Here is a 22,733-nt window from a genome sequence, read left to right on the forward strand (position 1 = left end):
TATCCCGAGGGATAGCGGTTTTTTTATGCCTGCCTCAGAAGCAGCAGACTCCAAGGAGTCCGAGACAAGGCACTGGCGGCTCTTCAGTGAGACACGCCCAGGATGGCATGCAGGCGCGCGCTGGTCGTCGTGTACTCCAGCAAAGGCTTGCTGCCTTGCAGGTATTCGGCGGCTGCAAACGCGGCCATGGTGGCCTCGTGGAAGGCGCAGAGGATCAGCCGTTTCTTGCCGCTGTAGCTGACGATGTCGCCAATGGCATAAATCCCCGGGGCGCTGGTGGCAAGCGTTGCCGGATCCACCGCCAGTTGTTTGCGCTCTAGTGCCAGTCCCCAGTCCGTCAAAGGGCCCAGCTTGGGTGAAATGCCCTGATAGACCAGCAACTGTTCGACAGGCAGCAGATGTTCATTGCCTTCGCCGTCCATCCATTGCACGGCCTCCAGCCGGCCATCGCCGTTCCGCACTTCGGTGATCTGGCCGATCAGTACTTCGACAACGCCAGACTCGCGCAACTGCTGAAGCCGGGTCAGCTGCGCCGGCTCGGCATTGAAGCTGTCACGGCGATGCATGAGAACGGTTCTGGCCGCGCTTGAACTGCAGTCAATGGCTGCAGCTACGGCTTCCTCATCGCCGCCATAGACCAGCGCCTGGCGGCCTGCAGCCATATCCAGCTGCTGCGGGTGATAGTGCAGCTGACCCGTGCCGAGCTCATCCACTCCTGGCGCCTTGAGGGCCTTGGGCACGAACGCGCCGACGCCTGCGGCGATGAAGACGGTGCGGGTATGGAACAGCACTCCTGCCGTGGTGCCGACCTGCCAGCGCCCGTCGTCAAGGGCCTGCAGGGTCTGTACTTGCTGGGACAGATGGCGGGTCACCTGCATGGGCGCGATCTGCTTCTCCAGCAGTTGCACCAGCTCCAGGCCCGTGCAGACCGGAATGCCGGGGATGTCGTAGATGGGCTTGTGTGCGTAGAGCTGGCTGCACTGGCCGCCCACATGGGGCAGGGCATCGATCAAATGGGCTTGAATGCCCTGCAGGCCAAGCTGAAAGGCCTGAAACAAACCCGCCGGACCTGCGCCAATGATGATGGCGTCGGTTTCCACGGCGGGTTGTAGTGAGAGAGAAGCGTTGGTCGTTGCGTTGGACAGGCTCATGCAGGCAAGCGTAGCGCAGTCCGCGCACTGACCGGCTTAGCGCTCCAGCAAATCCACTTTGTTCGGCTTGCCATTCCACTCGTCGGCGTCGGGCAGCGAAGCCTTGCGCTTGGTGATGCTCTTCCAGCTCTTGAGCTGGGACAGATCCACGTTCAGCTTGATGAAGGCCAGTTGATCGGCAGGCACATCTTCTTCGGCAAAGATGGCATTGGCCGGGCACTCGGGAATGCAGACGGCGCAGTCAATGCATTCATCGGGATCGATCACCAGAAAGTTGGGCCCTTCACGGAAGCAGTCCACGGGGCAAACGTCCACGCAATCGGTGTACTTGCACTTGATGCAGTTTTCGGTAACGACGTGAGTCATTGAGAATCTTCTTCTTGGGTGGGGATTGGTAAAACCCCGTGATTTTAGGTTTTTTCCCGCGCAGCGCCAGTGCCTGGCTGGATAAGGCCGTATGGAGATCTGGTTTGACGGCCAGATCGCCGTTGCGGCCCTGTCTTCATTAGCTTCAGTTCACCAGCGCAGCACCGGCTGTCGCATTGCTGGCAGTGTCCACCAGAATCAGCGAGCCCAGCTGGCGAGCTTGGGTGAAGGGGGCGGCCGGGATGGCTTCCTGCAGCACCAGCTCCACCTGGCCGATGGCATTGGCCTCAAGCTGCTGGGCGTCTTCCTTGTCCAGTGTATTGATATTGAGGCGGTGCACCAAGCGGCGCGCCTTGGCCTTGACCCAGCGATGGCCATGCAGCGCCCAGTAAACGCGACCGGGCACCAGGGGTTCGGTGTCCATCCAGGCCACGGTGGCAGTGATCTCGCGGCTGCTGGGCCAGGGGCTTGCAGCAGCAGGGGCATCAAAATCATCCTCGGCCACTTCGGCTTGCACGGGGGCGGCAATGATCCAGTCGCCGCGCGAGACATCGACCTCGCGGTCCAGCGTGATGCCGGCGGACAGGCCTGCCGCCACTTCCTTGGGCGCGCGGGCGTGGTCGATGACCTGGGCCACGGTCGCGAGCTGGCCGCTGGGCAGAATCTGCACCTGGGCACCGACTTGGGCCACGCCGGTGGCGACACGGCCCCAGAACACGCGGCGGCCCTGGCTGGTGTCGGACGAAGAAGAGAACTTCTCCACCCACTGCACGGGGAAGGCCAGCGCCAGATCGCTGTCGGTCGGCGTGTTGGGCAGTTGTTCCAGCAGTTGGAGCAGGCTGGGGCCGTGGTAGCCGGCCCAGCCGTCAGTGCTGTTGACCACGTTGTAGCCCTTGAGCGCGGACACGGGCACGGTGGCCGTGATCTTGATGTCTGCGGAGGCAGTGAACTTCTGCAGCGCCGCGCTGATATGGGCAAAGGCCAGGGCCGGGTCTTCCACGGCATCGAGCTTGTTGACGGCAAACACCAGCGAATTCACGCGCAGCAGATGGGCCAGCAGGCTGTGGCGGCGGGTCTGGGGCAGCAGCTCCAGATCGGCATTCTTCCAGTCCAGCTTGGTGGCATCGACCAGCACCACGGCGGCATCGGCACTCGATGCTGCCGTCACCATATTGCGTGTGTACTGCTCGTGACCGGGAGCGTCGCCGATGATGAACTTGCGCGACTCGGTGGCGAAGTAGCGGTAGGCCACATCGATCGTGATGCCTTGCTCGCGCTCGGCGGCCAGGCCGTCGGTCAGCAGGGCCAGGTCCGTCTCGCCGGACTTGGTGACGCCGGCCAGCTGATCCTGCAGCACGGCGCGGGTGTCCACCAGCAGACGACCGATCAGCGTGCTCTTGCCGTCATCGACCGAGCCGCAGGTGATAAAGCGCAGCGCGCTGCTGTTATGTGCATCAAATTGGCCTGAAGCGCTTGATGGATTTGCGCTAGCAGCTACGGAATTAATAGTTTCAGTCATCGCATTCTTTCTTCGATCAAGCCTGGGCGTGATCCTTGAACAGGCATGGCCCAACCCCGGACACCGCGCAAGGGCCGTCCCGCCGCGCTGGTGTCGTCCCCCTCCCGAAGGCGAAGCCTGATGAGAGAGGGGGAAGGCGCGATAGCGCCACAGGGGGAGCGTTAGAAGTAACCGTCTTTCTTGCGCTTTTCCATGGACGCTTCGCTGGTCTTGTCGTCCATGCGCGTCGCGCCACGTTCGCTGACCTCGGCGGCCAGAGTCTCGATCACGATGTCTGCGGCCGTTGCTGCCGTGCTTTCCACAGGGCAGGTGCAGGTGATGTCGCCCACGGTACGGAAGCGCACATCGCGCTGCACGACTTCCTCGCCGTCACGCGGCGGGGTCAGTTCGGTCACGGGCACCAGCAGGCCCTTGCGCTCCACGACATCGCGCTTGTGGGTGTAGTAGATCGATGGCAGGGCTATGTTTTCACGGGCGATGTACTGCCACACATCCAGCTCGGTCCAGTTGCTGATGGGGAAGACGCGGAAATGCTCGCCCTGTGCAATGCGGGTGTTGAACAGCGTCCACAGCTCGGGGCGCTGGGCCTTGGGCTGCCACTGGCCGAAGCTGTCGCGGTGGCTGAAGATACGCTCCTTGGCGCGGGCCTTTTCCTCGTCGCGGCGCGCGCCGCCGATCAGGGCATCGAAGCGGAACTCGTCAATCGCCTCCAGCAGCGTCACCGACTGGTGCACATTGCGCGATTCGCCGGGGTGTGCCAGACGCACGGTGCCGCGCGCCATGGAGTCTTCCACGCTGCGCACGATCAGCTCGGCGCCCAGTTCCTTGGCTCGCTGGTCGCGGAAATCGGTCACTTCGGGGAAGTTGTGGCCGGTGTCGATCATCAGCAAGGGATAGGGAATGCGGCCAGCGCCAAAGGCCTTTTCGGCGCAGCGCAGCATGACCAGCGAATCCTTGCCGCCCGAAAACAGCAGGGTGGGGCGTTCAAAAGTCGCGGCCACTTCGCGCAGGATGAAAATGGTTTCTTCTTCCAGTGCATCCAGGTGGCGGTTGCTGAGATGGCTCAACACGGAAGTATCCACACGAGCGTTCATTTTTTATCCAATCAAATAATGCTGTAGCGCTTATGGATATTTGGCTAGCAGCTATCTTTTTATTAAGCAAGACCTAAAAGCTGGCGCAACCTGAACAAGAGGCAGCGAGCAAGGGCCGCCCCGCCGCGATGCTGTCGTCCCCCTTCCGCACAGCGAGAAAGGGGGAAGCCGCAAAGCGGCTCAGGGGGTCAGTGAGATATATGAAGTCCGCATTCGCGGTTGTCTTCACCCTTGGTCGGGTCCACATAGTCAAAGTTGTTGGGCAGGCCGTGCTTTTCGCAGTACTCGTACAGCTCCTTGGACGACCAGTGCAGCAGAGGCGCAACCTTGATCAGACCGTCGGGATTGATGCTCACGGGCTCCATCTGTGCTCGCACGGCGGTGTCGGTGGCGCGCAGGGCGGTGAACCAGACCTTGGGTGCGGTTTCGCGCAGGGCGCGGGCAAAAGGCTCCAGCTTCACTTCTTCGGTGAAGGCCGCATGGCGCGGATCGTCCAGCGCCGGCGTGGCGCCTTCCACGGCCTCGCGGTGGGCGCGTGAGCGCAGCGGCAGGTAGATCTTGAGGTTGAGCCCAAGCTGCTTGGTCACCGCATCGGCAAACTGATAGGTGGCTTCGGTGTTGTAGCCGTTGTCCATCCAGACCACGGGCACGTCGGGGTTGGCGCGCGTCACCATGTGCAGGATCACCGCCTCGAAGGGGCGGAAGTTGGTCGTGACTATGGTGGGCTGACCCAGGCCCACGGCCCAGTTCACCAGCGCCTGGGCGTCGCGGCCCAGCTCGGCATTGATTGGTGCCAGATCCAGGTCGAGGGTGCTTACGGGGGCGAGCTGGCTCATGCTTGCACCTCTACGAAATGGGGCTGTGTGTGCACGGCATCGGCCTGGTAGAAACCGCCAAAGCGCTCGAACTGGCGCTGCGCATCGGCGGCGTCCACGCCTTCGCGCAGCACGGCGCTGCTGAAGCCCGTGCGCTCCATTTGAACCAGCTGGTCGATCAGCACATCGCCGGTGGCACGGATGTCGCCCGCAAACTTCAGACGACGGCGCAGCAGATAGGCCTGGCTGAAGGCGCGGCCGTCGGTGAAGTTGGGGAAGTACAGGTCCACCTGCGTGATACCGTCCAGATTCACCTCAAGGGCGTTCACATCGTTGGCCAGCACCAGCACATTGCCGGTGCTCTCGCTGGGGGCCTGGTATTCGTTGCTTGCCAGAATTTTCATGACTCTATCCTTGTTCTTATGGCTTCAGGCCAGCGCTTCTTCTTCGGCTTCCACAGGGTGGCGGGCTGCCTTGCCGGCTTCCTTGAAGGGGTCCAGGCCGATGCGGCGCACGGCGTCGATGAAGTGCTCGCCGGGCTGGCGCAGGTCGCGATAGGTGCTGAGCACGGCTTCGATCACATCGGGCACTTCGGCTGCGCTGAACGAGGGGCCGATGACCTTGCCGGCCACGGCCTGGCCGGACAGGGTCGAGCCGTCGGAGCCGCCCAGCGTGACCTGATACCACTCCTTGCCGTCCTTATCCACGCCCAGAATGCCGATATGGCCGCTGTGGTGGTGGCCGCAGCTGTTGATGCAACCGCTGATATGCAGATCGATCTCGCCGATGTCGTCCAGCTCGTCCAGATCCTGGTAGCGGGCCGTGATGGCGTCGGCAATCGGCAGGCTGCGGGCATTGGCCAGCGCGCAGAAGTCGCCGCCGGGGCAGGCGATCATGTCGGTGAGCAGCGCCACATTGGTGCTGGCCAGACCCAGGGCCTTGGCCTCGGTCCACAGCGCATGCAGCTGGCCGACCTGCACCCAGGGCAGCATCACGTTCTGGTCGTGCGTCACGCGGGCTTCGCCGGCAGAGAACTTGTCCACCAGATGAGCCAGTGCGTCGAGCTGTTCGCTTTGTGCATCGCCGGGGGCCTGGCCCACACGCTTGAAGGACAGGGTCACGGCGCGCAGACCGGCCACGCGGTGGGCGTGGACGTTGCGGGCAATCCAGCGTGCAAAGGCGGGTTCCTTGGCAGTCTGGGCAATCAGGGCCTGCTCATCGCCTGCGGCATCGGCCACCACGGGCAGAGCGGGCGTGGTGAACATGGCAGACACGCGATCGAACTCGGCCTGGGGCACGGTGTGAGGGCCGCCGTCCACTTCGACGATCTGGCGGAATTCCTCTTCCACGGCATCGATATAGGCCTGGCCTTCGGCCTTGACCAGAATCTTGATACGGGCCTTGTACTTGTTGTCGCGGCGGCCCAGCTCGTTGTAGACGCGGACGATGGCCTCGATGTAATTCATGATCTGGTTCCAGGGCAGGAACTCGCGGATCACGGTGCCGATCACGGGCGTGCGGCCCATGCCGCCGCCCACGAAGACCTTGAAGCCGATCTCGCCGGCTTCGTTCTTGACCAGGTGCAGGCCCACGTCATGCCAGCCCGTGGCGGCGCGGTCTTCGCTGGCGCCGGTGATGGCGATCTTGAACTTGCGTGGCAGAAACGCGAACTCGGGGTGCAGCGTGGTCCACTGACGCAGAATTTCAGCGTAGGGACGGGGGTCGATGATCTCGTCGGGTGCGATACCGGCCAGCGCATCGGTGGTGGTGTTGCGGATGCAGTTGCCGCTGGTCTGGATGCCGTGCAGGTTCACGGATGCCAGCAGATCCATCACATCGGCGGACTTGCTCAGCGGAATCCAGTTGAACTGCACATTGGTGCGGGTGGTGAAGTGGGCGCAGTTCTTGGGCAGATAGGTCGTGCCCAGCTTGCCCTGGCCTTCCAGGGCCTGTTTGAAGACTTCGGCCTCGGGCTCGTCGTACTCGCGGGCCACTTTGGCCAGCACGCGGATCTGGGCCGAGTTGATTTCGCCGTAGGGCACGGCCACGCGCAGCATGGGGGCATAGCGCTGCACATACCAGCCGTTTTGCAGGCGCAGCGGGCGGAAGTCGTCTTCCGTGAGCTTGCCTGCCTGCCAGCGTTGGAGCTGGTCACGGAACTGGTCGGCGCGTTGCTTGACGAACGCTTTGTCGAAATCGGTGTATTGATACATGTCTTCAGTTCTTCCGTGGAGCGGATGCCTTGCCTCGGGTGGCATTGCACTTGGATCGTTGGACTGAACTGTAGAGAGGCTTTATATAAAAACAAACGATTATTTAGTGCTTCATATATATCTGAATGAATATGTGAAGAGCTGCCAGAACGCCCGTACGGAGCGCTTGAACCAATTTCCTTTCTGCGCGCTTGCATTTTGTGAGCGGCCCTGCGCCGGGCATTCTCTAGAATCAAGGCTTGTTCAATGATTGAGGCGCCTGGATTGAAAGCGGGTGCCTGACTATGGAAATAGCCATACTTTTCGCTCTCATCTGTCTGAACGGCGTCTTCGCCATGTCGGAAATTGCGCTGGTCACCGCCCGCAAGACCCGCATGCAGAAACTGGTGGATGAGGGCGACAGCGGCGCGGCAGCTGCTATCAAATTGGGAGAGGATCCGACGCGTTTCCTCTCCACCATCCAGATCGGTATCACCTCCATCGGCGTGCTCAACGGCATCGTCGGCGAGGCGGCTCTGGCCGGCCCGCTGGAGAACTGGCTGATCACCATGGGCATGACCCAGAAATATGCCGACTACCTCTCCACCGGCCTGGTGGTGGTGCTGATCACCTACTTCTCCATCGTCGTGGGCGAGCTGGTTCCCAAGCGCCTGGGTCAGACCCATCCCGAGGCCCTGGCGCGCCTGATCTCGCGTCCCATCAACTTCCTGGCCCTGGCCACCAAACCCTTTGTCTGGTTGCTGTCGGCATCGACGCGCGGCCTGCTCAAGGTCCTGGGCGTCAAGGAGAGCAATGGCAGCGTGGTGACCGAAGAGGAAATCCAGGCCATTTTGGTGGAAGGCCACACGGCCGGCGTGATCGAGTCGCAGGAGCACACCATGGTGCGCAATGTGTTCCGTCTGGACGATCGCCAGATCGGCTCGCTGATGGTGCCGCGCAGCGATGTCATCTGCCTCGATATCGACGAGAGCCTGGAAGAGACTCTGACCCGTGTCGAACAGGCCGACCATGCGCGCTTCCCCGTCGTGCGCGGCGATATGAACAATATCGTGGGCGTGCTCAATGCCCGCCAGTGGCTGACGCAGGCCTTGCTCAACAAGGGCAGGCAGGCGCTCAAGGACCAGCCTCTGCAGGCTGCCCTCTATGTGCCCGAGACCATTACCGGCATGGAGTTGCTGGACAACTTCCGCACCTCCGATCTGCATATGGCCTTTGTGATCGACGAGTACGGCGAGGTGCAGGGCATTGTCACGCTGCAGGACCTGATCGAGGCGATTACCGGCGAATTCCAGCCGCGTGATCCCGAAACCAGCTGGGCCGTGCAGCGCGAAGACGGCAGCTGGCTGCTGGACGGCCATATTCCCGTGCCCGAACTCAAGGACCGCCTGAGCCTGCATACCGTGCCCGAGGAAGAGCGCGGCCGCTATCACACCTTGAGCGGCATGATCATGCTGCTGCTGGGCCGCGTGCCCACCGAGGCCGACGTGGTGGAGTGGGAAGACTGGCGCTTTGAAGTCGTGGACATGGACGGCAAGACGCTGGACAAGGTACTGGCGACCAGACTGGAGCCCCTGGTCACCGTGGCATCGTTAAGCAGCGAATAAACCCGGCTTCAGAATCAGGGCCGAAACGGCACGCAGCACTTACTTCTCCGTAAGCGCTGCGTGCTTTTTTTGCGAGTGGCCTACCTGGGCTGCTGCAGAGAGCGGCTCCACAGGCGCTGCGTACCCAGGGCCTGAGCCAGCCTGGCATCCAGCGGCAGCGGCTCGCCATGCAGGCGTGCCGCCAGCAGCTCGCCGCAAAGCATGGACAGCGTCAGCCCGCGTGAGCCCAGCCCCGTCAGCACCCACAGGCCCGGTAGATCGGCTGCCGACTGCCCGGCAGGGCCTGCCAGCGGCAGACGGTCATAGGCCGCGCAACGCAGGCGCGCCCAGGTGGCAGGGCGCTGGTCAGCATCGAAGAAGGAACGCAGCGCCTGCCTGCAGCCCGGCAGCAAAGCGGCCAGCTTTTCGCCATTGCTGGCATGGGCGGCCTGCTGGTCGGCAGCCGTGGGCGGCAGCTCGGTCACATCGCGCTCGAAGGTCGATCCCATGATCCACTGGTGCGCGCCGGCCCGGTCGGCCGAGGGGAAGTCCGGCACCAGATTGCCATGACCGTTGACGGGGAAGGGCGGCATGGCCGCCAGCGTCCCTGCATCATGCTCGGCCACGCTGACCTGGCCGCGTATGGCTTGCAGCTCCCATTCTCCTGCTGCCAGGCCGCTGGCTTGCAACAAGGGCTTGGTGTCCGGGCCAAGGGCCAGCACCAGCATGGGGGCTTCGGCCAGGGTCTGGCCCTGCGCATCCAGCACCTGCCAGATATTGCGCACTTCATCGCGCACCAGGCTCGAAGCTCGGGCATGGCCCTGCCAATGAATCCCGGGGGCTTGCAGCAGCGCGCGCACCAGTTGTGCGGGGCGTACCCAGCCAGCCTGCTCATGCCATACGGCGTGGCTGTCTGCAGGCAGCTGTGCCGCAGCCAGCTGAGCCGGCAGCGCAGGCGCACTCCAGTGCAGGCCCCAGGGGCTGTTCTCGCTGCCGGGTTGCAGCCATGACCTGGGCAGATGGGAGGGCTCGTTCAGGTCATGCTCCAGCACGCCGCCATGGGCCCAGTCCTGGGCTGGATGCAACTTTTGCGCTTGGCTCAGTTGCTGCAGATTTTGTAGCGTTGTGCGTACGCCGCTTCTGGACAGGCGCGATAGAACACTGTCATCGGGCGAAATATGCGGGCAAAACAAGCCGGCTGGCAAGCCTGATGCTCCTGCCGCAGGCTCGGCCGCCGCATCCAGCATCGTCACTTCCCAGCCGCGTCTTGCCAGGCTGGCGGCAGCGGCGGCACCAGCCAGGCCTGCACCCAGCACCAGGCAGCGGCCGGCCTGGCCCACGGGCGCAGGCAGGCCGTCAGGGCGATGGCGTGGCTCCCAGGCCGGGTTGTAGGCTGCATGCAGGTTATGGCGCTTGGGCGGCACGCCAGCGCGCTTCTTGACTTCAAAACCCTGAGCCTTGAGCGCCAGGCGCACATGGCCGGCCACGCACCAGGTGGCAAGCTGCGTGCCCCGGCGGCAATGGCGGGCAATGTTCTTCATGGCATCTTCATCCCACATCTCGGGGTTGAGCTGGGGAGAGAAGCCATCCAGATACACGCTGTCCGCCGTCATCTGCTGCTTGCGCAGCATGGTCCTGGCATCGCCTATATAGAGCGTCAGCAGCACCTGGCCGTCATCAAAGGAAAGGCGATGCACGCCCGGCAGCAGTCCCCACCATTGCTCGGCCAGTTGTTCGCCAAGCGCGCGCAGTACCTCATCGGCCGGCAAAAACGCGAGCAGATCCTCGCGCGAGACAGGGTAGGCCTCCACCGAGACAAAATGCAGAATGCGCGGGCGTCTGGGATCGGCCTTCCATGCCGCCCAGGTGACCAGGAAATTCAGGCCGAAGCCAAAGCCGGTCTCCAGGATGCGCCACTGCGCTGCATCGGCCCAGGCTGCTGGCAGGTTGCAGCCACCGAGAAAAACCTGGCGGGCCTGGTCGAGGCCGCCGAACTCGCTGTGATAGCGATCGCCGAATCTGGAGCTGTAGGGGGTGCCATCCGGCATCCATGTGATCGGTTCAGACATGGAAAGTGAAACTACATGAGTAATGCATGGCGCAGTCTAGGTCAGAGCAGCCAGGCAAGGGCCGCCCCGCCGCGATGGCTGCGTCCCCCTCCTGCGTAGCAAGAGAGGGGAAAGGCGCGCAGCGCCACAGGGGGAGCTCGATCTTATTCCCAGCGCTGCTGGTACGAAAAAACCGGCAGGCGCCATTTGAAACGAATGGCGGCCAGACGGAAGGCCAGACCGCCGGCAAAACACACGATGGTGCTGATATTGGGGCTGACATCCAGATAGCGCAGGCCCAGGAACATCAGGCATACGGACAGCGACACGCTGGCATACAGCTCGCGGCGGAACACCACGGGGACCTGGTTGCAGAGCACATCGCGCAAGATGCCGCCGCTGATGCCGGTAATCATGCCGGCCATGATGATGACGATGGTGGGGTAGCCCAGCTCCAGCGCGGTATTGCAGCCGATCAGCGAAAAGGCGATCAGACCCATGGCGTCCAGCAGCAGAAACACCTGCTTGAGCCTGTGCATATGGCGTGCAATCACGGTGGTCAGCAGACCGAAGCTGATGACCAGATACACATACTCAGGGTGCTGGGTCCAGCCGATGGGGTAGTGGCCCAGCACCATGTCGCGGATGGTGCCGCCGCCCAGGGCAGTGACAAAGGCGATGACGACGACGCCGAAGATATCCATATTGCGCCGGCCTGCGGCGAGTGCGCCGGACATGGCTTCGGCGGTAATGGCCACCAGATAGATGACCAGCATGACGGTGAAGTTGGAGGCCTGGAACGAGTCCAGCAAAGAGACGGAAGGAAGCATGAAGGCACTTGAAAATAGACCAGCCACTCACATCGGCGGGAGTGTCCGGCTTGCCTCTCCCGCTGTCCTTTTACCTGAGAGTTGCGCATGAGCACCTTCGCGGTGGACATGCTTGCCCCTTCGGTGAGCCCTGCAGACTTGTGGTTGCGGGCTGCTCTCCAGTTGGCGATATCCGGGTCTTGTCAGACCCACCTGCGGTACTTATTGCCTGAGCGATTATGGGAGTTTGCGCCTTCGGCGGGAACCCTCTAAAGGCTCCGCTCTCCCGCGGGATGGGCGCGATTTTAGCCAGTTTCAGCGACTTTATTCGGGTTAATACCTGTATTGGTGTGCTTCTGCGGCCGCCGGCGCAGGGTGCGCAAGGCCGGTCCGACCCCGCCATGGCTCGCGCAAGCCCGCGTTTTCGTCTGTGAAGCCGTCTGCAATAACAAGCGGTGCTCTCGAAGAGCTCGCTCATTCTTCAGGCGTTGACAGACTGCTTAGGGACGACACGAACCTGTCGCGGCACGCAGAAGCGGCCCTTTGAGCCGGTACGTGGCGGTCATGCAATTCGAACAGCTTGTGTGGAGCGTAAAACAGCTGTTAAGGACAGGCGGCGTGCAGCAACTGGTGTTGGCGATTGCTGCCGCTTCGGTATGGGGCTGTGAGTGACTCAGGTCAGCCTGAAGCCGACCTGATTGCAAGCCTGAGTGGGGAGAAGTTCAAAACTCGGTGAGAGCCGGCTCACGCCAAGCTTTTAAGAAAAATCCTAGAAATCGCCATATGAACCACAAATACCATGCTCAGAAAAGGTATTTGTGGAATTTCAATGGCAAATCAACGATTTCGAAAACGCAAATTGATGCCAGTCATTTTGCGATTCTTGTGCACTTCGTCTCTTGTGGCTGCATCGATGACAGCACAGGCTCAAGACGCCTGCACTATCAAGCTGGAAGGCGGTCAGACAGTTTCGACGGTTGACTGGTGGCTGGAGCCGTGGGAGACAGGGTCTTTTGATCCCTCGGTTCCGCCGGGAACAGTTATTTACTCGAAGTCCGTCAGTGCCTCAGGCCCCGACGGGTTCGTCAAGTGCAACAGGAAAATCGGCCGAACTCTTTACTCCGTCGCGACCAGTAGCCAGCCGGATGGCTTTGAAACCTTCAAGACTTCCATCGCTGGCGTGGGGATCCGAATCAGGGGCGGCATCAATATAAATAGTTGGTGGCCTCAATCGCGATATGACGACCGTACTAACTATTTTCTCGCGGCAGCAGAAGACTTTGTCGTGGAGTTGGTGAAGACAGGGCCCATCACAGCAGGGGGATATATTAGAGGACTGATTGGTGAGTCCAGATATGTCGACTTGCAACAAACATTTAGAAGAATCTCGGTATCAGGAAGCGGCATCTCGGTTGAGCCTAGAGTGCCGACATGCAAGCTCAATACCCCATTGGTTCCGGTATCTCTCGATAGCATCAGTGCCTCCGACCTGATGGATAACGGAAAAGGGCCGTGGAAGGATTTCAGCCTGAGCCTTGCATGCGCAGGGGGCGATATCGGGACAAGTACCAGAATGTTTGTTGTATTTTCGGATGCGCAGAACCCGGCGAATCGATCAACGACTCTGTCCCTTTCTGAGGATTCGGTGGCCAAAAACGTAGGTATCGAGATTCAACGAGAAAATGAAGAGCTCGTGAGCTTCGGGCCCGAATCGGGGGAGGTCAATCAGTGGATGGTTGGCGAATTTGGTAATGAGCCGGTGAATATCAAACTGAAGGCCCGCTATACCTGGACGTCGCTCGTGCAGGAGCCGACGCCCGGCAGCGCGAATGCCGATGCCACCTTTGTCATCAGCTACAAATAAAGAGCGGCTGGCACTGACCACCAAACCGAAGGTTTGCGGTTGAGACGGGGTGCTGTCCCCCGCAGGAAAGCCACTTTTCTCTAATGAGAGAGACCAGGTGGCGGGATACAGGCTCCCCGCAACTTTCTCTTGGAAGAGAGCAGGTTTGCGCATCCGGCCTTCCATTTATTCAGAGCCAAAGCGGCCAGGGCCTTAAGTGCCGCAAGTCTGCGCTGCACCAAAACGGTGTGTATGCCGCTTGGCACTTGCCTGCAGATGCCAGAGTAAAAATCGCAGCGGACAAGCTTAGATTGAATTTCGGAATCCACTCGGTCTGTCCGAGCGGAATGAATGTCCGGCAGCGGAGAAAATGAAAAATACGTCCAACGTTGTCAGAGTTTGCAGAGTATTCGACTTCGACGAAAGTCCTTCTGAAATCTACGCAAAGCTATGCAAGAGCTTGTCTTTGCTTCCTGCACCTTGGGGGCTGGCAGATGTGGATGTCATCACATTTGAAGACCGATCGGATTGGCCTGTCAATGAAGTGAGCTATCGACTTCACGAGGAGGTCAGTCGCCTTGAAATTGGACTTCTAAGCCGGAGGTATCGGCGACATTCAGAGGTGGCTCCATGCCTTGAAGACTACATGACTGTCGAATTTGATTCTGCAAAAAATGGAGCCGACCTGAAGTATGTCTTCGACCAGGTGATCCCCCTCTATATACGCAGCTTTGGTGCATTCTTCGCTGCGGTGGAGGACATGGATGTGCTGGCCGAAGAGGAAGATGAATTCTGGAAATCCAGCGATGAAGAACGTATGCATGCCCGGGCTCAGGCCGGTCCACGCAGACAAGAGTGCCTTCACATCAGGCAGGTGAACTACTGGGCCAGAGAACAGTGCAACAACTACTTCGGACTCACGCCAGAGCAGGTGGTAGGCATACTCGGCGACCACGTCGCCCGTGCGGATGTGCTGGAGGAGGGCGCCTATATTGTTGTCTCGTACGACCCGCTGACCTCGGAGCAGGCGCAGGCAATCACTCCTGCATTGATGCCTTTGCTGAAGACGCGGTGAACTACTTGAGCGGGGCATTGTCTTCGCTGCGATGCAGGGCGCTTGGGGCGGGTATCGCACGTGATTCATCCAAACCTGCGGTGCATTTTCTACCGTGGTTGCCCACTTTTCCCTGTGTACCTATCGCGGTATGGCAGCAAGATCGTGTACGAATCGAATTGCCCTATCTTCCCGATACAGATGCTGTGCAAATACTCCGATCTGGCAGCTACCAATTCGCGCGACTAATACAAACAAGCGGATGCCTCACTTGAGAGGTAGATCCGGACAAATTGCCGCATTGAGTGAGTGGCTCTGAGACGGTTGCTTGTGGCCAGGAGTTGCCGTAGGAGTGTCAGCGATGCGCTATGGTTATCGCCTTCCTAAAAAACTAGTCGCACCCAATGTCAAAGCTCGAAACGCAACTTGCTCATATTTGTTCTGGGCAAATGTATAACGACCTCTCGCCTGAATTAGTGGCGGCGAGGCAGAGTGCGGTGCTGCTGACCAATGAGTACAACAACTCCTTCTCGAAACCAGCTAGTGAGCGGGAGGCGATCCTCAGGTCTCTGCTAGGGCATCTAGGTCGAAACGTACACTTCGAGCCCACCTTCCGTTGTGAGTTCGGACGGAATATCCACATTGGCGACAATTTCTATGCCAACTTCGATTGCATCATGCTTGATGGCGGTGGCATATACATCGGTGACGATGTGCTCCTTGCGCCGCGAGTCGGTATCTATACGTCTAATCACGCAATTGACCCCATGGAGCGCGCCGCAGGTGGATGCTTCGCAAAGCCCGTAAAGATTGGCAATCGAGTCTGGGTTGGAGCAGGCGTGCACATCAATCCCGGGGTAGCGATTGGAGATGGTTCGATCATTGGCTCCGGCAGTGTTGTGACATCAGATATTCCGTCAGGTGTCATCGCTGCCGGAGTCCCATGCAAAGTCATCCGCCTGATTTCCGAACAGGACAAAACTGGATTTAAGCCTCAATTCATGTCGAATGGCTTGTCTAACTTATAGATTCAGTAGTTCGATGAAACCCTCGGAACGACTGCACTGGGTCGGCAGCATCAGTTCGCAGTTCACGAGAGCTGTCGTTCAATTGTCTTGTGCACTGCGTCCAGCCAGTTTTCGGTTTGAGGCGCACAGCGGACGTCTGGCCAGGTAGCAGGTCAACGTCTGGTATCTGAGGTAGCGGTCGCAGACTTGCCACATCTCTGCGTCTGTAGCCAGCCTAGACCCCCCCGTTCGCGGCCTCGTGCTGAACGGGGCTGCTTCTGGCCGAACGCTGCCATAACAGGCTGAGGTGGTCGACTCAATGAGAACGCCCAATTCGACCCGTTTCTCACGGTGGGTATCGATTGACGGGAATATTCGCTCCATTGGACACATCCAATGTGTAGATCCATTGATTGCGAAGGAGTGAATCATGGGCATAGAGCACAGCAAAATCCTCGAACGCGAAGAGGTTGCACAGGGTACGATGGCATTCCATCTCGCCAAACCGGCGGGGTTTGATTTCCGCCCTGGACAGGCGTTTGAAATCCAGCTGCCGGGCGCGGTCCCTGGGGAGAGCAAAGAGGAGCGATGTCACGCATTCTCCATTGTCAGCGCGCCACACGAGAGTGAATTGGTGTTTGCCACGCGGATGAGGGACAGTGTTTACAAACGCGCTTTGGCAGCGCTACCCGTAGGTGCTGAGTTGGATATCGATGGACCATTTGGTTCGCTTACCTTGCACAAAAACACGGCGCGAGCGGGTGTGCTCATCGCCGGTGGGATTGGCGTGACGCCGTTCATGAGCATGCTGAGAAACGCTGCAATGCAGCAGTCACAGCAGGATTTGCTTCTGCTGTATTCCAATCGTCGTCCAGAAGATTCGGCGTTTCTCTCTGAGCTTCAAGCTCTCGAAAAGAAGAATCCCAAATTCCGGCTCAAGGCAACCATGACGGATATGGCGCACTCTGCCGTGGATTGGAGTGGTGATACACAAACGATCGATAGAGCGTGGCTCCAGCAGGCCATTGTGGGCTTGGCTGATCCGATCTTTTATGTTGCTGGTCCACCTTCCATGGTTGCGGCAATGCAGCAGTTGCTGTTATCAGCCGGTATTGATGAGGACGATGTGCGTAGTGAGGAGTTCTTTGGATATTGAATTGGCAGACTCACCCTGATCAAGGGGAAAGTCTGCCATGACGCATTTGGATGCAGCCGCTTGGCATACCTCGCATGGCTCTTACCAGTGCAGATAGAACATGGCCTTGGCCAGCAAGACAATGACCAGCACATGGCAGAACACGCTCAGGTGCAATCGGTGCGAGCGTCGTCCATTAAGTTGTCCTTGGCGGCGCCACCACATGGCGCTGGCGAAGTGCGCAAGCACGCTAAGCGCCAGCGCAATCTTGAGCACCATCAGCATGCCTGTGCTGCTGGCCAATGGGTGCGCCAGTACCGAGCGGTGCTGCCAGGCCAAGCCTGCTCCCGCAGAATACAGCACTAGCAACACCCAGGGCATGACGGCGGTGGCGCGTGTCCCCAGCGCCTGCTCCACGGGGAGCATGTGCTGCTGCGGCACTCGGCTGTGCACGTTGGCCAGCAGCACGACTTCGAAGAACACTGTGCCTGCAAACGCCACGGCGGCCAGCAGGTGTAGTGTGATCAGCAGGCCATAGCTCATGTCTGGGCCTTCTCTCTTGACAGTCGTATGGCAGGAATCAACGGCACTGCGTTGACAGAGGTTGGTGGTATCAGGTCTGCAAGAGTGAAGCCATCTAGATGCGCCATGAAGCTGTGCAAAGCTCCTTGCAACATGCCAGCGAGGCGGCAGTCGCCGGTCAGCGTGCACCGGTTGTCGTTGCCAAAGCATTCCACCAGCGTGAAGTCGGACTCTAGTCCCCGTATCACTGTACCGATATGGATCTGCTTAGGTTCACGGGCGAGGCGCATGCCGCCTCCCTTGCCACGTACCGTTTCTATCCAACCCTGCAGGGCCAGTTGATGCGTCACTTTCATCAAATTTGCCTCGGAAATGCTATAAGCCTGCGCAACCTCGGAAATCGTGCACAGGCGCTCTGGCCGCTGGGCCACATGCATGAGCAACCGCAGCGCATAGTCGGTCATCAGGGTTAGACGCATTGAGTGATCTCGTTCAAACAGATTTTCTGGACTTGCGGACGACATGTCCTGAGGGCTGAGCCGCTGAGAGTCCAGCAGGTGGCAGGCGCGGCCGAATCAGCAAGGGCACAAATCGCCAAAGGTAAAAAGCAAAGGCCAGCACCCATGCAAGCGCCGAGGCATGCAGCGCGGCTTGAGGGAGCCCCGCAGGCAGAAGTGCCAGCAGGCGCAGCAAAGCGGCGGCGAGCACCAGCACATACATGACCACGATGCTCCGATCGGCGCGCAATGGTCGCCCCAGATGGCCCAAAGCCGTACGTGTCACCATGCCGATTATCAGCACCGCAAAGCCGGCCACGCCGATCACATGGACCGGCCAGGCCAGGCGCAGTACCCAGCTGCTCGCCTGGAGCGCTGCCACCAGCAGGCCCGTGCCCAAGGCCGCATGACCCAGATACAGAATCCACAGCAACGGCACCTGACGCACAGCCCAGGGTTTCCAGGCCAACACCTGCCATAGGGTGATGAGTCCCGTGACAGCCAATGCGGTCACCATACCAGGCACCCAGCCCAGCAACAGGCAGACAATGCCAAGCCCGCCAGCCCAGAGTTGCCACTGCCCGCTGGCCATATGCATGGGAATCTGCAGATCCGTCACCGCCCGCATAGCGAAGAATGGAATAACGCGCCGCGCCACCAGTAGTGCAATCACAGCCATGCACAGCAGCCCTGCATAGAGGTAGTGCATCAGCGTTGCGTAGTCGCTGCCTTGCCATACCGAGAGCAGAAAGAGTGCATCGGCCACGCCCAGGCCTGACACCAGCAGCGGCAGGCCGTAATTGCGTCGGCTGCGTGCTGCATAGATCACCCGGCCCAGCACTATGGCAGCGGCGGCAAAAAACAGCAGTTCACACACTACGGCAAAAGCAAAAGCTGTATCACCCACCACCAGGAAACCCACGCGCGCCAGCAGCCACAGTACGCACAACCCACCCAGCGCCCGGCCCTGAATAGGGTTGCTTCCAGTCCAGTTACTAGCCGCCGTGAGCAGAAAGCCCACGGCAATCGTCGCCACAAAGGCCCACAACATCTCGTGCGCATGCCACAGCACGCCGCCCAAACGCCCCGCAAGCCACTGTGGCGCGAACACCCACAGCGCGACCGACACCGCCGCCCACAGACAACCGGCCATGTACAAGGGCCTGAAGCCAAGCTCCAGTAAGGCTTTCCACTGGGGCGCAGGAGGCTTGGGTTGGGGCGCAGACCTCATCGGCTCCTCGATCTGCAGCAGCTCAGACATGGCTCACCACCGCCGGTAGTGCCTTGGGATCACGGCTCATCTGGTAGCCCGACCACAGGCTCTGTGCAATACGGCGCGCCGCCTGCCACGCTTGATCGGCCATGGCGCGGTTGGGTTGCTCGGCCAGCGTGATCTCGAACAGGCCCAGCCAGCGCTCAAACAGCTCTTGGCTTAGACCTGGTAGCGCAGCATGCTTGGGCATAGGGGCTCCTGAAAAGCGTGCTGTGCGTCGCAAAATGGCCGACCAGAAATCCACCAGTTTGGTCAGATGATGGTCCCAGTCCGCTATACGTGCATCGAAGATGGGGCCGAGCACCTCGTCCTGGCGTATTCGCGCATAGAAGGAGTGCACCAAGCTGACGACTTCCTCTTCAGTGCAAAGCTCATGAATCCTCATTGCACAATTCCTTTCGCTGTCGTTGCCGCACATAAGATTCATTAATTATGTATCTTATAGCTGGACATGTCTCTAGGTGCGTGGTGTTGTTGCATAAATCAGCACCGGGCCAGACTACCCCTGACCCCGGGCGTGGCTATGCCACAGCCACCGTTTGCGGGCGGCCCAGCTCAGTGAACTGATTGAAAAGAGCGGCCCGGATATGAAGCTCTTTGGCCTGCCGCTCGAGCGAACGTGACATCACTTGTTCACCGAGTCGCTTGATGCAGTGGCTCTTGGTCTCCACCAGGCTGCATCGGTGATACCCACCCTGGCTCTTGCATCGTTTGTGCCCGAAGCGCCTGCAGGCGGCGATAGCCGCATTGCGGTAAGCACCCGTTTCCTTCCCTTCTGGCATAAGTACCCAAAGGTCGGTTAATTAGTACTTTGCGACTGAAGAAGGCTCTTTTGGAAGCGGTTTGATTGCGTTTGAATTCAGCTTCCCCTGTAGGTCAGCTGGTGAGCTTGAAGTATTGAGGGGCGGTCGGCTTGGAAAAATCTCTGACCGACTGCTCTTGGCCGGGAGCGTGGGGTCTACATGAGTCCCCGGAGCAGGCACTCGATGTGAACGGCAAGTCATCCAGTGCTGTTATTGGTGCATGAGTGAAATGGAACTCTTGGCCAAAAGCGGACTGTGAAGTGAAGGGCAAGTGGCCACTAAAGCACCGTTCATATCATCCGACTGGCAACCGCAAGATGACAATTTTCTCGATGCGCTCATTTTTGTAAACGACCCATATCGTAGGCAACACACGTAACGCTTCATGTTGAGGGCTCACCCACGTTACCCAGGCTGGCACATCAACTCTGGCAATCAACTCATTGACTGGTAGCTGCCGCAAAGCATTGAGCGCGCCAACAAGGGCCGAGGGCTGTGAGCTCGATATGTGCATTGGCTCATGGAGCGCATTTCGTTTCATTTAGCCACTGTTAGCCAAATTTCATGCACTAAAGTCGCCCGTTTAGCTAATTATCGAGAGTCAACTGAGGGGCGGTCTGAGCTGGTGCTACCAGCTGGAGCCAGTCACATCCTACCCTTGCCATGCCTCGATTCATATTGATCCAAGTGAAAAAACTCATTGAACCCTTCATTGGGGGATACCGCATGAAAGCGTTTATCCCATTCTGCATTGCCTCCCTGTGCTCCGTAGTATCTGCTCAGACCAACGTACCCTCGGGCCGCATAGTCCCGACTCCCATCTACGGTGTCACCGTGGATGATGTGAGTAGGCTTGGCGACATCACGCGCAGCCTGTCGTCTCTGGCCTACCGGCCTACCACGCGTATCGTCTTCGATGAGTTCGTGAACCCGGACTATTACCGCAAGCCAGCAGTGGAAATCTCCAAGGTTTCCTATGTGATGGGTGAGATATTGGACTCGTACTACGTCAAGCAGTACAGCGTGGATGCATACATCCAACGGACTAATCAATACCTCAATGCGTTGTCGGATGTAGTGGATATCTGGGAAGTAGCCAACGAGGTCAACGGCGAATGGCTGGGGGCCAATGCCGATGTGGTGGCGAAGATGACCAATGCCTACAACATCGTGAAGGCACAGAACAAGACGGCCGCGATCACGCTCTACTACAACCAGGGCTGCTGGTCTCAATCCTCCAATGAAATGTTCAAGTGGGCCGAGACCAATGTCCCTGCCTACATGAAGCAGGGTCTGGATTACGTCTGGATTTCCTACTATGAGGATGACTGCAATGGACTCAAGCCCAACTGGCAGCAGGTGTTCGACAAGCTGCGCGTGATGTTCCCCAATTCCAAGATCGGGTTCGGGGAGGTGGGTACCTCACGCAAAACCAAGAAGGCCGAGTACCTGACCCGCTATTACACGATGAAGATCACTACTCCGAATTACGTGGGCGGTCACTTCTGGTGGTACTTCAGGCAGGACATGGTGCCCGTCACCAAGGAGCTGTGGACTACCTTGAATACGGCGATCAAGGCGGCGCCCCGGTAGGTCAGTGAAGTCTCCGCGTTTTCCTGCGCCACCTAAAAGCAGAGGTTGGGGAAACGTTTGACACGATACGCAACCGGAGGAATCCGGCCTGGCGATTCATGTGGGCGAGGGTGGTTGTAGCGATGCAGCCAGCCCTCGGTCATCGAGCGCACTTCCTGCAACGATTCAAAGACATAGTAGTCGAGCACCTCCGTTCTGCAGGTTCGATTGAAATGGGTGAGTCGGCAACATTGATCATCTGTACCAAATGCTCGCTATCAGTGCACCGACAGCTTCGATCAAGGATTGACTGAGGATGATCATCCCTGGCTACCGAGGTCGCTCCCTGGCAGGCGCCTTTCGGCCGGGAGCAGTCGTTAAAGTGCCGTGAAGGCTCTGGCGCAAAGGTATAAGCTGGCTCCAAAAACCAGATGCGTCGCCAGACTCACTACGCGACTGAGCCATGGACGAGGTGTTTTCGCGCTTGCGAATCCAGCCCCTAGCGCTGGTTGCAAGACGGTCCACGGGAAAAGCACTGTCGCCGCACCAAAAATCAGCGCTGGAGCCAAGGCGGGCACTTCTATCCACTGGCGCCCTGTAACGAGCACAAACACCTGCGCGAAAGCAATTCCTGTCAGATAGTGCAGCGTCCAGCCAACGACATTTTCGCCGCCCATTGGTTGAGCCTCTTTGATTGACTTGTGAAACCAGATACCACTGCGCCAGTGAAGGCACCAGCGCCCAAGCATTGCGTAGTTCAAGGTGGCTATTCCCATGCGACGGAGCACGGCAGACCACAAGTCCATCAGTAATGTTGCGCCAACGCCGAGACCAAAAATCAGCATCCAACCGTTTGTAAGCTTAGTCATTTTTTCGTATTGCTTCTGGTGATTTACAGTGATGTGAAACACTGTAAAAGCTCAAGTGCACTTGAGCGCAAGGCGTGAATATGGACATCACAGAAGTAGCAAAACGAACAGGACTATCTGCACCAACACTTCGTTTCTATGAAGAGAAGGGGTTGATCCGCTCTATCGGAAGACATGGGCAGCGGCGACTGTTTGATGCTCAAGTTCTAGAGCACTTATCGGTCATCGCTCTTGGACGGGCTGCTGGGTTCTCACTCGACGAGATTAGAGCAATGTTGCCTCTTGATGGGAACATTCAGGTACCTAGAGAAATGATGCTCGCCAAGGCCGATCTAGTAGAGAGATCCATCAAGCAATTAAAGGCTGTGCGTGACGGCTTACGACATGCGGCCAACTGCCCCGAGAAGAACCATCTCGATTGCCCAACGTTTCAACGGCTAATGCATGCAGCCTTGGCTGGGAAAATTCAGCCACTTACAGTTGCAGCCAGTAAGGCCAAGTCAACTTGAATACCTGCTTTGGGCCGAACAGCGACAGCCGCAACCGGCCGCAACCTGCCA

At 59.2% G+C, this 22,733-nt stretch carries 21 protein-coding genes, 2 pseudogenes and 2 riboswitches; of the genes and pseudogenes, 7 read left to right on the top strand and 16 right to left on the bottom strand.

Annotated features, from left to right (window positions below; translation table 11 throughout):
• Positions 1–83: 83 nt before the first annotated feature.
• The 7 genes from V8Z78_RS10150 to V8Z78_RS10180 all read right to left on the bottom strand — a co-directional run bounded on the left by V8Z78_RS10150 (position 84) and on the right by V8Z78_RS10180 (position 7,158).
• Positions 84–1,151, bottom strand: coding sequence for an NAD(P)/FAD-dependent oxidoreductase (locus V8Z78_RS10150; protein WP_349731309.1), 1,068 nt, complete (start codon positions 1,149–1,151; stop codon positions 84–86).
• A 36-nt stretch (positions 1,152–1,187) separates the two neighbouring features.
• Positions 1,188–1,517 (bottom strand): ferredoxin FdxA, encoded by a 330-nt coding sequence (gene fdxA / locus V8Z78_RS10155; protein WP_003053491.1) that lies wholly within the window; start codon positions 1,515–1,517, stop codon positions 1,188–1,190.
• A 145-nt stretch (positions 1,518–1,662) separates the two neighbouring features.
• Positions 1,663–3,036 (bottom strand): sulfate adenylyltransferase subunit 1, encoded by a 1,374-nt coding sequence (locus V8Z78_RS10160; RefSeq protein ID WP_279091656.1) that lies wholly within the window; start codon positions 3,034–3,036, stop codon positions 1,663–1,665.
• A gap of 161 nt (positions 3,037–3,197) precedes the next feature.
• On the bottom strand, positions 3,198–4,130 hold the full coding sequence (gene cysD, locus V8Z78_RS10165) for a sulfate adenylyltransferase subunit CysD (RefSeq protein WP_279091655.1): 933 nt from the start codon (positions 4,128–4,130) through the stop codon (positions 3,198–3,200).
• A 188-nt stretch (positions 4,131–4,318) separates the two neighbouring features.
• Positions 4,319–4,966 carry a phosphoadenosine phosphosulfate reductase domain-containing protein gene (locus tag V8Z78_RS10170; RefSeq protein ID WP_314354195.1) on the bottom strand — a complete coding sequence of 216 codons (648 nt, stop codon included), beginning with the start codon at positions 4,964–4,966 and terminating at the stop codon, positions 4,319–4,321.
• On the bottom strand, positions 4,963–5,349 hold the full coding sequence (locus V8Z78_RS10175; RefSeq protein ID WP_003069695.1) for a DUF934 domain-containing protein: 387 nt from the start codon (positions 5,347–5,349) through the stop codon (positions 4,963–4,965). Before V8Z78_RS10175 ends, V8Z78_RS10170 begins: the two co-directional genes overlap by 4 nt.
• Before the next feature lie 24 nt (positions 5,350–5,373).
• Positions 5,374–7,158, bottom strand: coding sequence for a nitrite/sulfite reductase (locus tag V8Z78_RS10180; RefSeq protein WP_349731310.1), 1,785 nt, complete (start codon positions 7,156–7,158; stop codon positions 5,374–5,376).
• Between the two features lie 284 nt (positions 7,159–7,442).
• Here V8Z78_RS10180 and V8Z78_RS10185 point away from each other — a divergent pair, with 284 nt between their 5' ends.
• The gene (locus V8Z78_RS10185; protein ID WP_349731311.1) at positions 7,443–8,762 is read left to right on the top strand and encodes a hemolysin family protein; all 1,320 of its coding nucleotides are present in this window, start codon (positions 7,443–7,445) and stop codon (positions 8,760–8,762) included.
• An 80-nt stretch (positions 8,763–8,842) separates the two neighbouring features.
• Here the strand turns inward: V8Z78_RS10185 and mnmC are convergent, their stop codons facing one another.
• Both mnmC and V8Z78_RS10195 read right to left on the bottom strand, forming a co-directional pair.
• Positions 8,843–10,810 (bottom strand): bifunctional tRNA (5-methylaminomethyl-2-thiouridine)(34)-methyltransferase MnmC2/FAD-dependent 5-carboxymethylaminomethyl-2-thiouridine(34) oxidoreductase MnmC1, encoded by a 1,968-nt coding sequence (gene mnmC, locus V8Z78_RS10190; protein ID WP_502878838.1) that lies wholly within the window; start codon positions 10,808–10,810, stop codon positions 8,843–8,845.
• A 143-nt stretch (positions 10,811–10,953) separates the two neighbouring features.
• Positions 10,954–11,619, bottom strand: coding sequence for a trimeric intracellular cation channel family protein (locus V8Z78_RS10195; RefSeq protein WP_003069687.1), 666 nt, complete (start codon positions 11,617–11,619; stop codon positions 10,954–10,956).
• Between the two features lie 52 nt (positions 11,620–11,671).
• Positions 11,672–11,791, bottom strand: a riboswitch (glycine riboswitch).
• Positions 11,792–11,804: 13 nt separating this feature from the next.
• Positions 11,805–11,897, bottom strand: a riboswitch (glycine riboswitch).
• Positions 11,898–12,427: 530 nt separating this feature from the next.
• On the opposite strand from V8Z78_RS10195, the gene V8Z78_RS10200 reads away from it, so the two are divergent.
• The 4 genes from V8Z78_RS10200 to V8Z78_RS10215 all read left to right on the top strand — a co-directional run bounded on the left by V8Z78_RS10200 (position 12,428) and on the right by V8Z78_RS10215 (position 16,658).
• Positions 12,428–13,462, top strand: a complete 1,035-nt coding sequence (locus V8Z78_RS10200; protein WP_349731312.1) for a fimbrial protein — start codon at positions 12,428–12,430, stop codon at positions 13,460–13,462.
• Positions 13,463–13,811: 349 nt separating this feature from the next.
• On the top strand, positions 13,812–14,516 hold the full coding sequence (locus V8Z78_RS10205; RefSeq protein WP_349731313.1) for a hypothetical protein: 705 nt from the start codon (positions 13,812–13,814) through the stop codon (positions 14,514–14,516).
• Positions 14,517–14,899: 383 nt separating this feature from the next.
• Positions 14,900–15,523 (top strand): sugar O-acetyltransferase, encoded by a 624-nt coding sequence (locus V8Z78_RS10210; protein ID WP_003066680.1) that lies wholly within the window; start codon positions 14,900–14,902, stop codon positions 15,521–15,523.
• 409 nt (positions 15,524–15,932) lie between these two features.
• On the top strand, positions 15,933–16,658 hold the full coding sequence (locus V8Z78_RS10215) for an FAD-dependent oxidoreductase (RefSeq protein WP_046462207.1): 726 nt from the start codon (positions 15,933–15,935) through the stop codon (positions 16,656–16,658).
• Positions 16,659–16,739: 81 nt separating this feature from the next.
• Here V8Z78_RS10215 and V8Z78_RS10220 read toward each other — a convergent pair whose 3' ends face one another.
• The 5 genes and pseudogenes from V8Z78_RS10220 to V8Z78_RS10240 form a co-directional block, all read right to left on the bottom strand.
• Entirely contained in the window at positions 16,740–17,180 is a 441-nt protein-coding gene (locus tag V8Z78_RS10220) for a CopD family copper resistance protein (protein WP_003066676.1), read from the bottom strand.
• A complete protein-coding gene (locus tag V8Z78_RS10225) occupies positions 17,177–17,638 on the bottom strand; it encodes an RrF2 family transcriptional regulator (RefSeq protein ID WP_349731314.1) in 462 nt (153 codons plus the stop codon). The genes V8Z78_RS10220 and V8Z78_RS10225 overlap by 4 nt, the downstream gene beginning before the upstream one ends.
• 13 nt (positions 17,639–17,651) lie before the next feature.
• Positions 17,652–18,917: an NnrS family protein gene (locus V8Z78_RS10230; RefSeq protein WP_349731315.1), complete on the bottom strand. Its 1,266-nt coding sequence runs from the start codon at positions 18,915–18,917 to the stop codon at positions 17,652–17,654.
• On the bottom strand, positions 18,910–19,314 hold the full coding sequence (locus V8Z78_RS10235; protein ID WP_003066669.1) for a group III truncated hemoglobin: 405 nt from the start codon (positions 19,312–19,314) through the stop codon (positions 18,910–18,912). The genes V8Z78_RS10230 and V8Z78_RS10235 overlap by 8 nt, the downstream gene beginning before the upstream one ends.
• 136 nt (positions 19,315–19,450) lie before the next feature.
• Positions 19,451–19,687 (bottom strand): annotated as a pseudogene (locus V8Z78_RS10240) (IS5/IS1182 family transposase); the annotation flags it as partial.
• A gap of 771 nt (positions 19,688–20,458) precedes the next feature.
• Here V8Z78_RS10240 and V8Z78_RS10245 point away from each other — a divergent pair.
• Entirely contained in the window at positions 20,459–21,325 is an 867-nt protein-coding gene (locus tag V8Z78_RS10245; protein ID WP_034362322.1) for a hypothetical protein, read from the top strand.
• 32 nt (positions 21,326–21,357) lie between these two features.
• Here V8Z78_RS10245 and V8Z78_RS10250 read toward each other — a convergent pair.
• Positions 21,358–21,525: pseudogene (locus V8Z78_RS10250) on the bottom strand (integrase core domain-containing protein); the annotation flags it as partial.
• Between the two features lie 156 nt (positions 21,526–21,681).
• A complete protein-coding gene (locus tag V8Z78_RS10255) occupies positions 21,682–22,215 on the bottom strand; it encodes a DUF2938 domain-containing protein (protein WP_223305730.1) in 534 nt (177 codons plus the stop codon).
• Between the two features lie 38 nt (positions 22,216–22,253).
• On the opposite strand from V8Z78_RS10255, the gene V8Z78_RS10260 reads away from it, so the two are divergent.
• The gene (locus V8Z78_RS10260) at positions 22,254–22,682 is read left to right on the top strand and encodes a helix-turn-helix domain-containing protein (RefSeq protein WP_046462204.1); all 429 of its coding nucleotides are present in this window, start codon (positions 22,254–22,256) and stop codon (positions 22,680–22,682) included.
• The last annotated feature ends 51 nt before the right edge of the window (positions 22,683–22,733 follow it).

The sequence above is a fragment of the Comamonas sp. wu1-DMT genome (assembly GCF_040187805.1).
Taxonomy (GTDB): Bacteria; Pseudomonadota; Gammaproteobacteria; order Burkholderiales; family Burkholderiaceae_C; genus Comamonas; species Comamonas thiooxydans.

Bases quoted from the DNA above. Each gene is read 5' to 3' on its own strand.
- V8Z78_RS10220 (WP_003066676.1), bottom strand. From the start codon at position 17,180: ATGAGCTATGGCCTGCTGATCACACTACACCTGCTGGCCGCCGTGGCG.
- V8Z78_RS10195 (WP_003069687.1), bottom strand. From the start codon at position 11,619: ATGCTTCCTTCCGTCTCTTTGCTGGACTCGTTCCAGGCCTCCAACTTC.
- V8Z78_RS10210 (WP_003066680.1), top strand. From the start codon at position 14,900: ATGTCAAAGCTCGAAACGCAACTTGCTCATATTTGTTCTGGGCAAATG.
- V8Z78_RS10235 (WP_003066669.1), bottom strand. From the start codon at position 19,314: ATGAGGATTCATGAGCTTTGCACTGAAGAGGAAGTCGTCAGCTTGGTG.
- V8Z78_RS10245 (WP_034362322.1), top strand. From the start codon at position 20,459: ATGAAAGCGTTTATCCCATTCTGCATTGCCTCCCTGTGCTCCGTAGTA.
- V8Z78_RS10175 (WP_003069695.1), bottom strand. From the start codon at position 5,349: ATGAAAATTCTGGCAAGCAACGAATACCAGGCCCCCAGCGAGAGCACC.
- V8Z78_RS10260 (WP_046462204.1), top strand. From the start codon at position 22,254: ATGGACATCACAGAAGTAGCAAAACGAACAGGACTATCTGCACCAACA.
- V8Z78_RS10215 (WP_046462207.1), top strand. From the start codon at position 15,933: ATGGGCATAGAGCACAGCAAAATCCTCGAACGCGAAGAGGTTGCACAG.
- V8Z78_RS10180 (WP_349731310.1), bottom strand. From the start codon at position 7,158: ATGTATCAATACACCGATTTCGACAAAGCGTTCGTCAAGCAACGCGCC.
- V8Z78_RS10200 (WP_349731312.1), top strand. From the start codon at position 12,428: ATGGCAAATCAACGATTTCGAAAACGCAAATTGATGCCAGTCATTTTG.
- V8Z78_RS10225 (WP_349731314.1), bottom strand. From the start codon at position 17,638: ATGCGTCTAACCCTGATGACCGACTATGCGCTGCGGTTGCTCATGCAT.
- V8Z78_RS10170 (WP_314354195.1), bottom strand. From the start codon at position 4,966: ATGAGCCAGCTCGCCCCCGTAAGCACCCTCGACCTGGATCTGGCACCA.
- V8Z78_RS10205 (WP_349731313.1), top strand. From the start codon at position 13,812: ATGAAAAATACGTCCAACGTTGTCAGAGTTTGCAGAGTATTCGACTTC.
- V8Z78_RS10160 (WP_279091656.1), bottom strand. From the start codon at position 3,036: ATGACTGAAACTATTAATTCCGTAGCTGCTAGCGCAAATCCATCAAGC.
- V8Z78_RS10150 (WP_349731309.1), bottom strand. From the start codon at position 1,151: ATGAGCCTGTCCAACGCAACGACCAACGCTTCTCTCTCACTACAACCC.
- fdxA (WP_003053491.1), bottom strand. From the start codon at position 1,517: ATGACTCACGTCGTTACCGAAAACTGCATCAAGTGCAAGTACACCGAT.
- mnmC (WP_502878838.1), bottom strand. From the start codon at position 10,810: ATGTCTGAACCGATCACATGGATGCCGGATGGCACCCCCTACAGCTCC.
- V8Z78_RS10185 (WP_349731311.1), top strand. From the start codon at position 7,443: ATGGAAATAGCCATACTTTTCGCTCTCATCTGTCTGAACGGCGTCTTC.
- cysD (WP_279091655.1), bottom strand. From the start codon at position 4,130: ATGAACGCTCGTGTGGATACTTCCGTGTTGAGCCATCTCAGCAACCGC.
- V8Z78_RS10230 (WP_349731315.1), bottom strand. From the start codon at position 18,917: ATGTCTGAGCTGCTGCAGATCGAGGAGCCGATGAGGTCTGCGCCCCAA.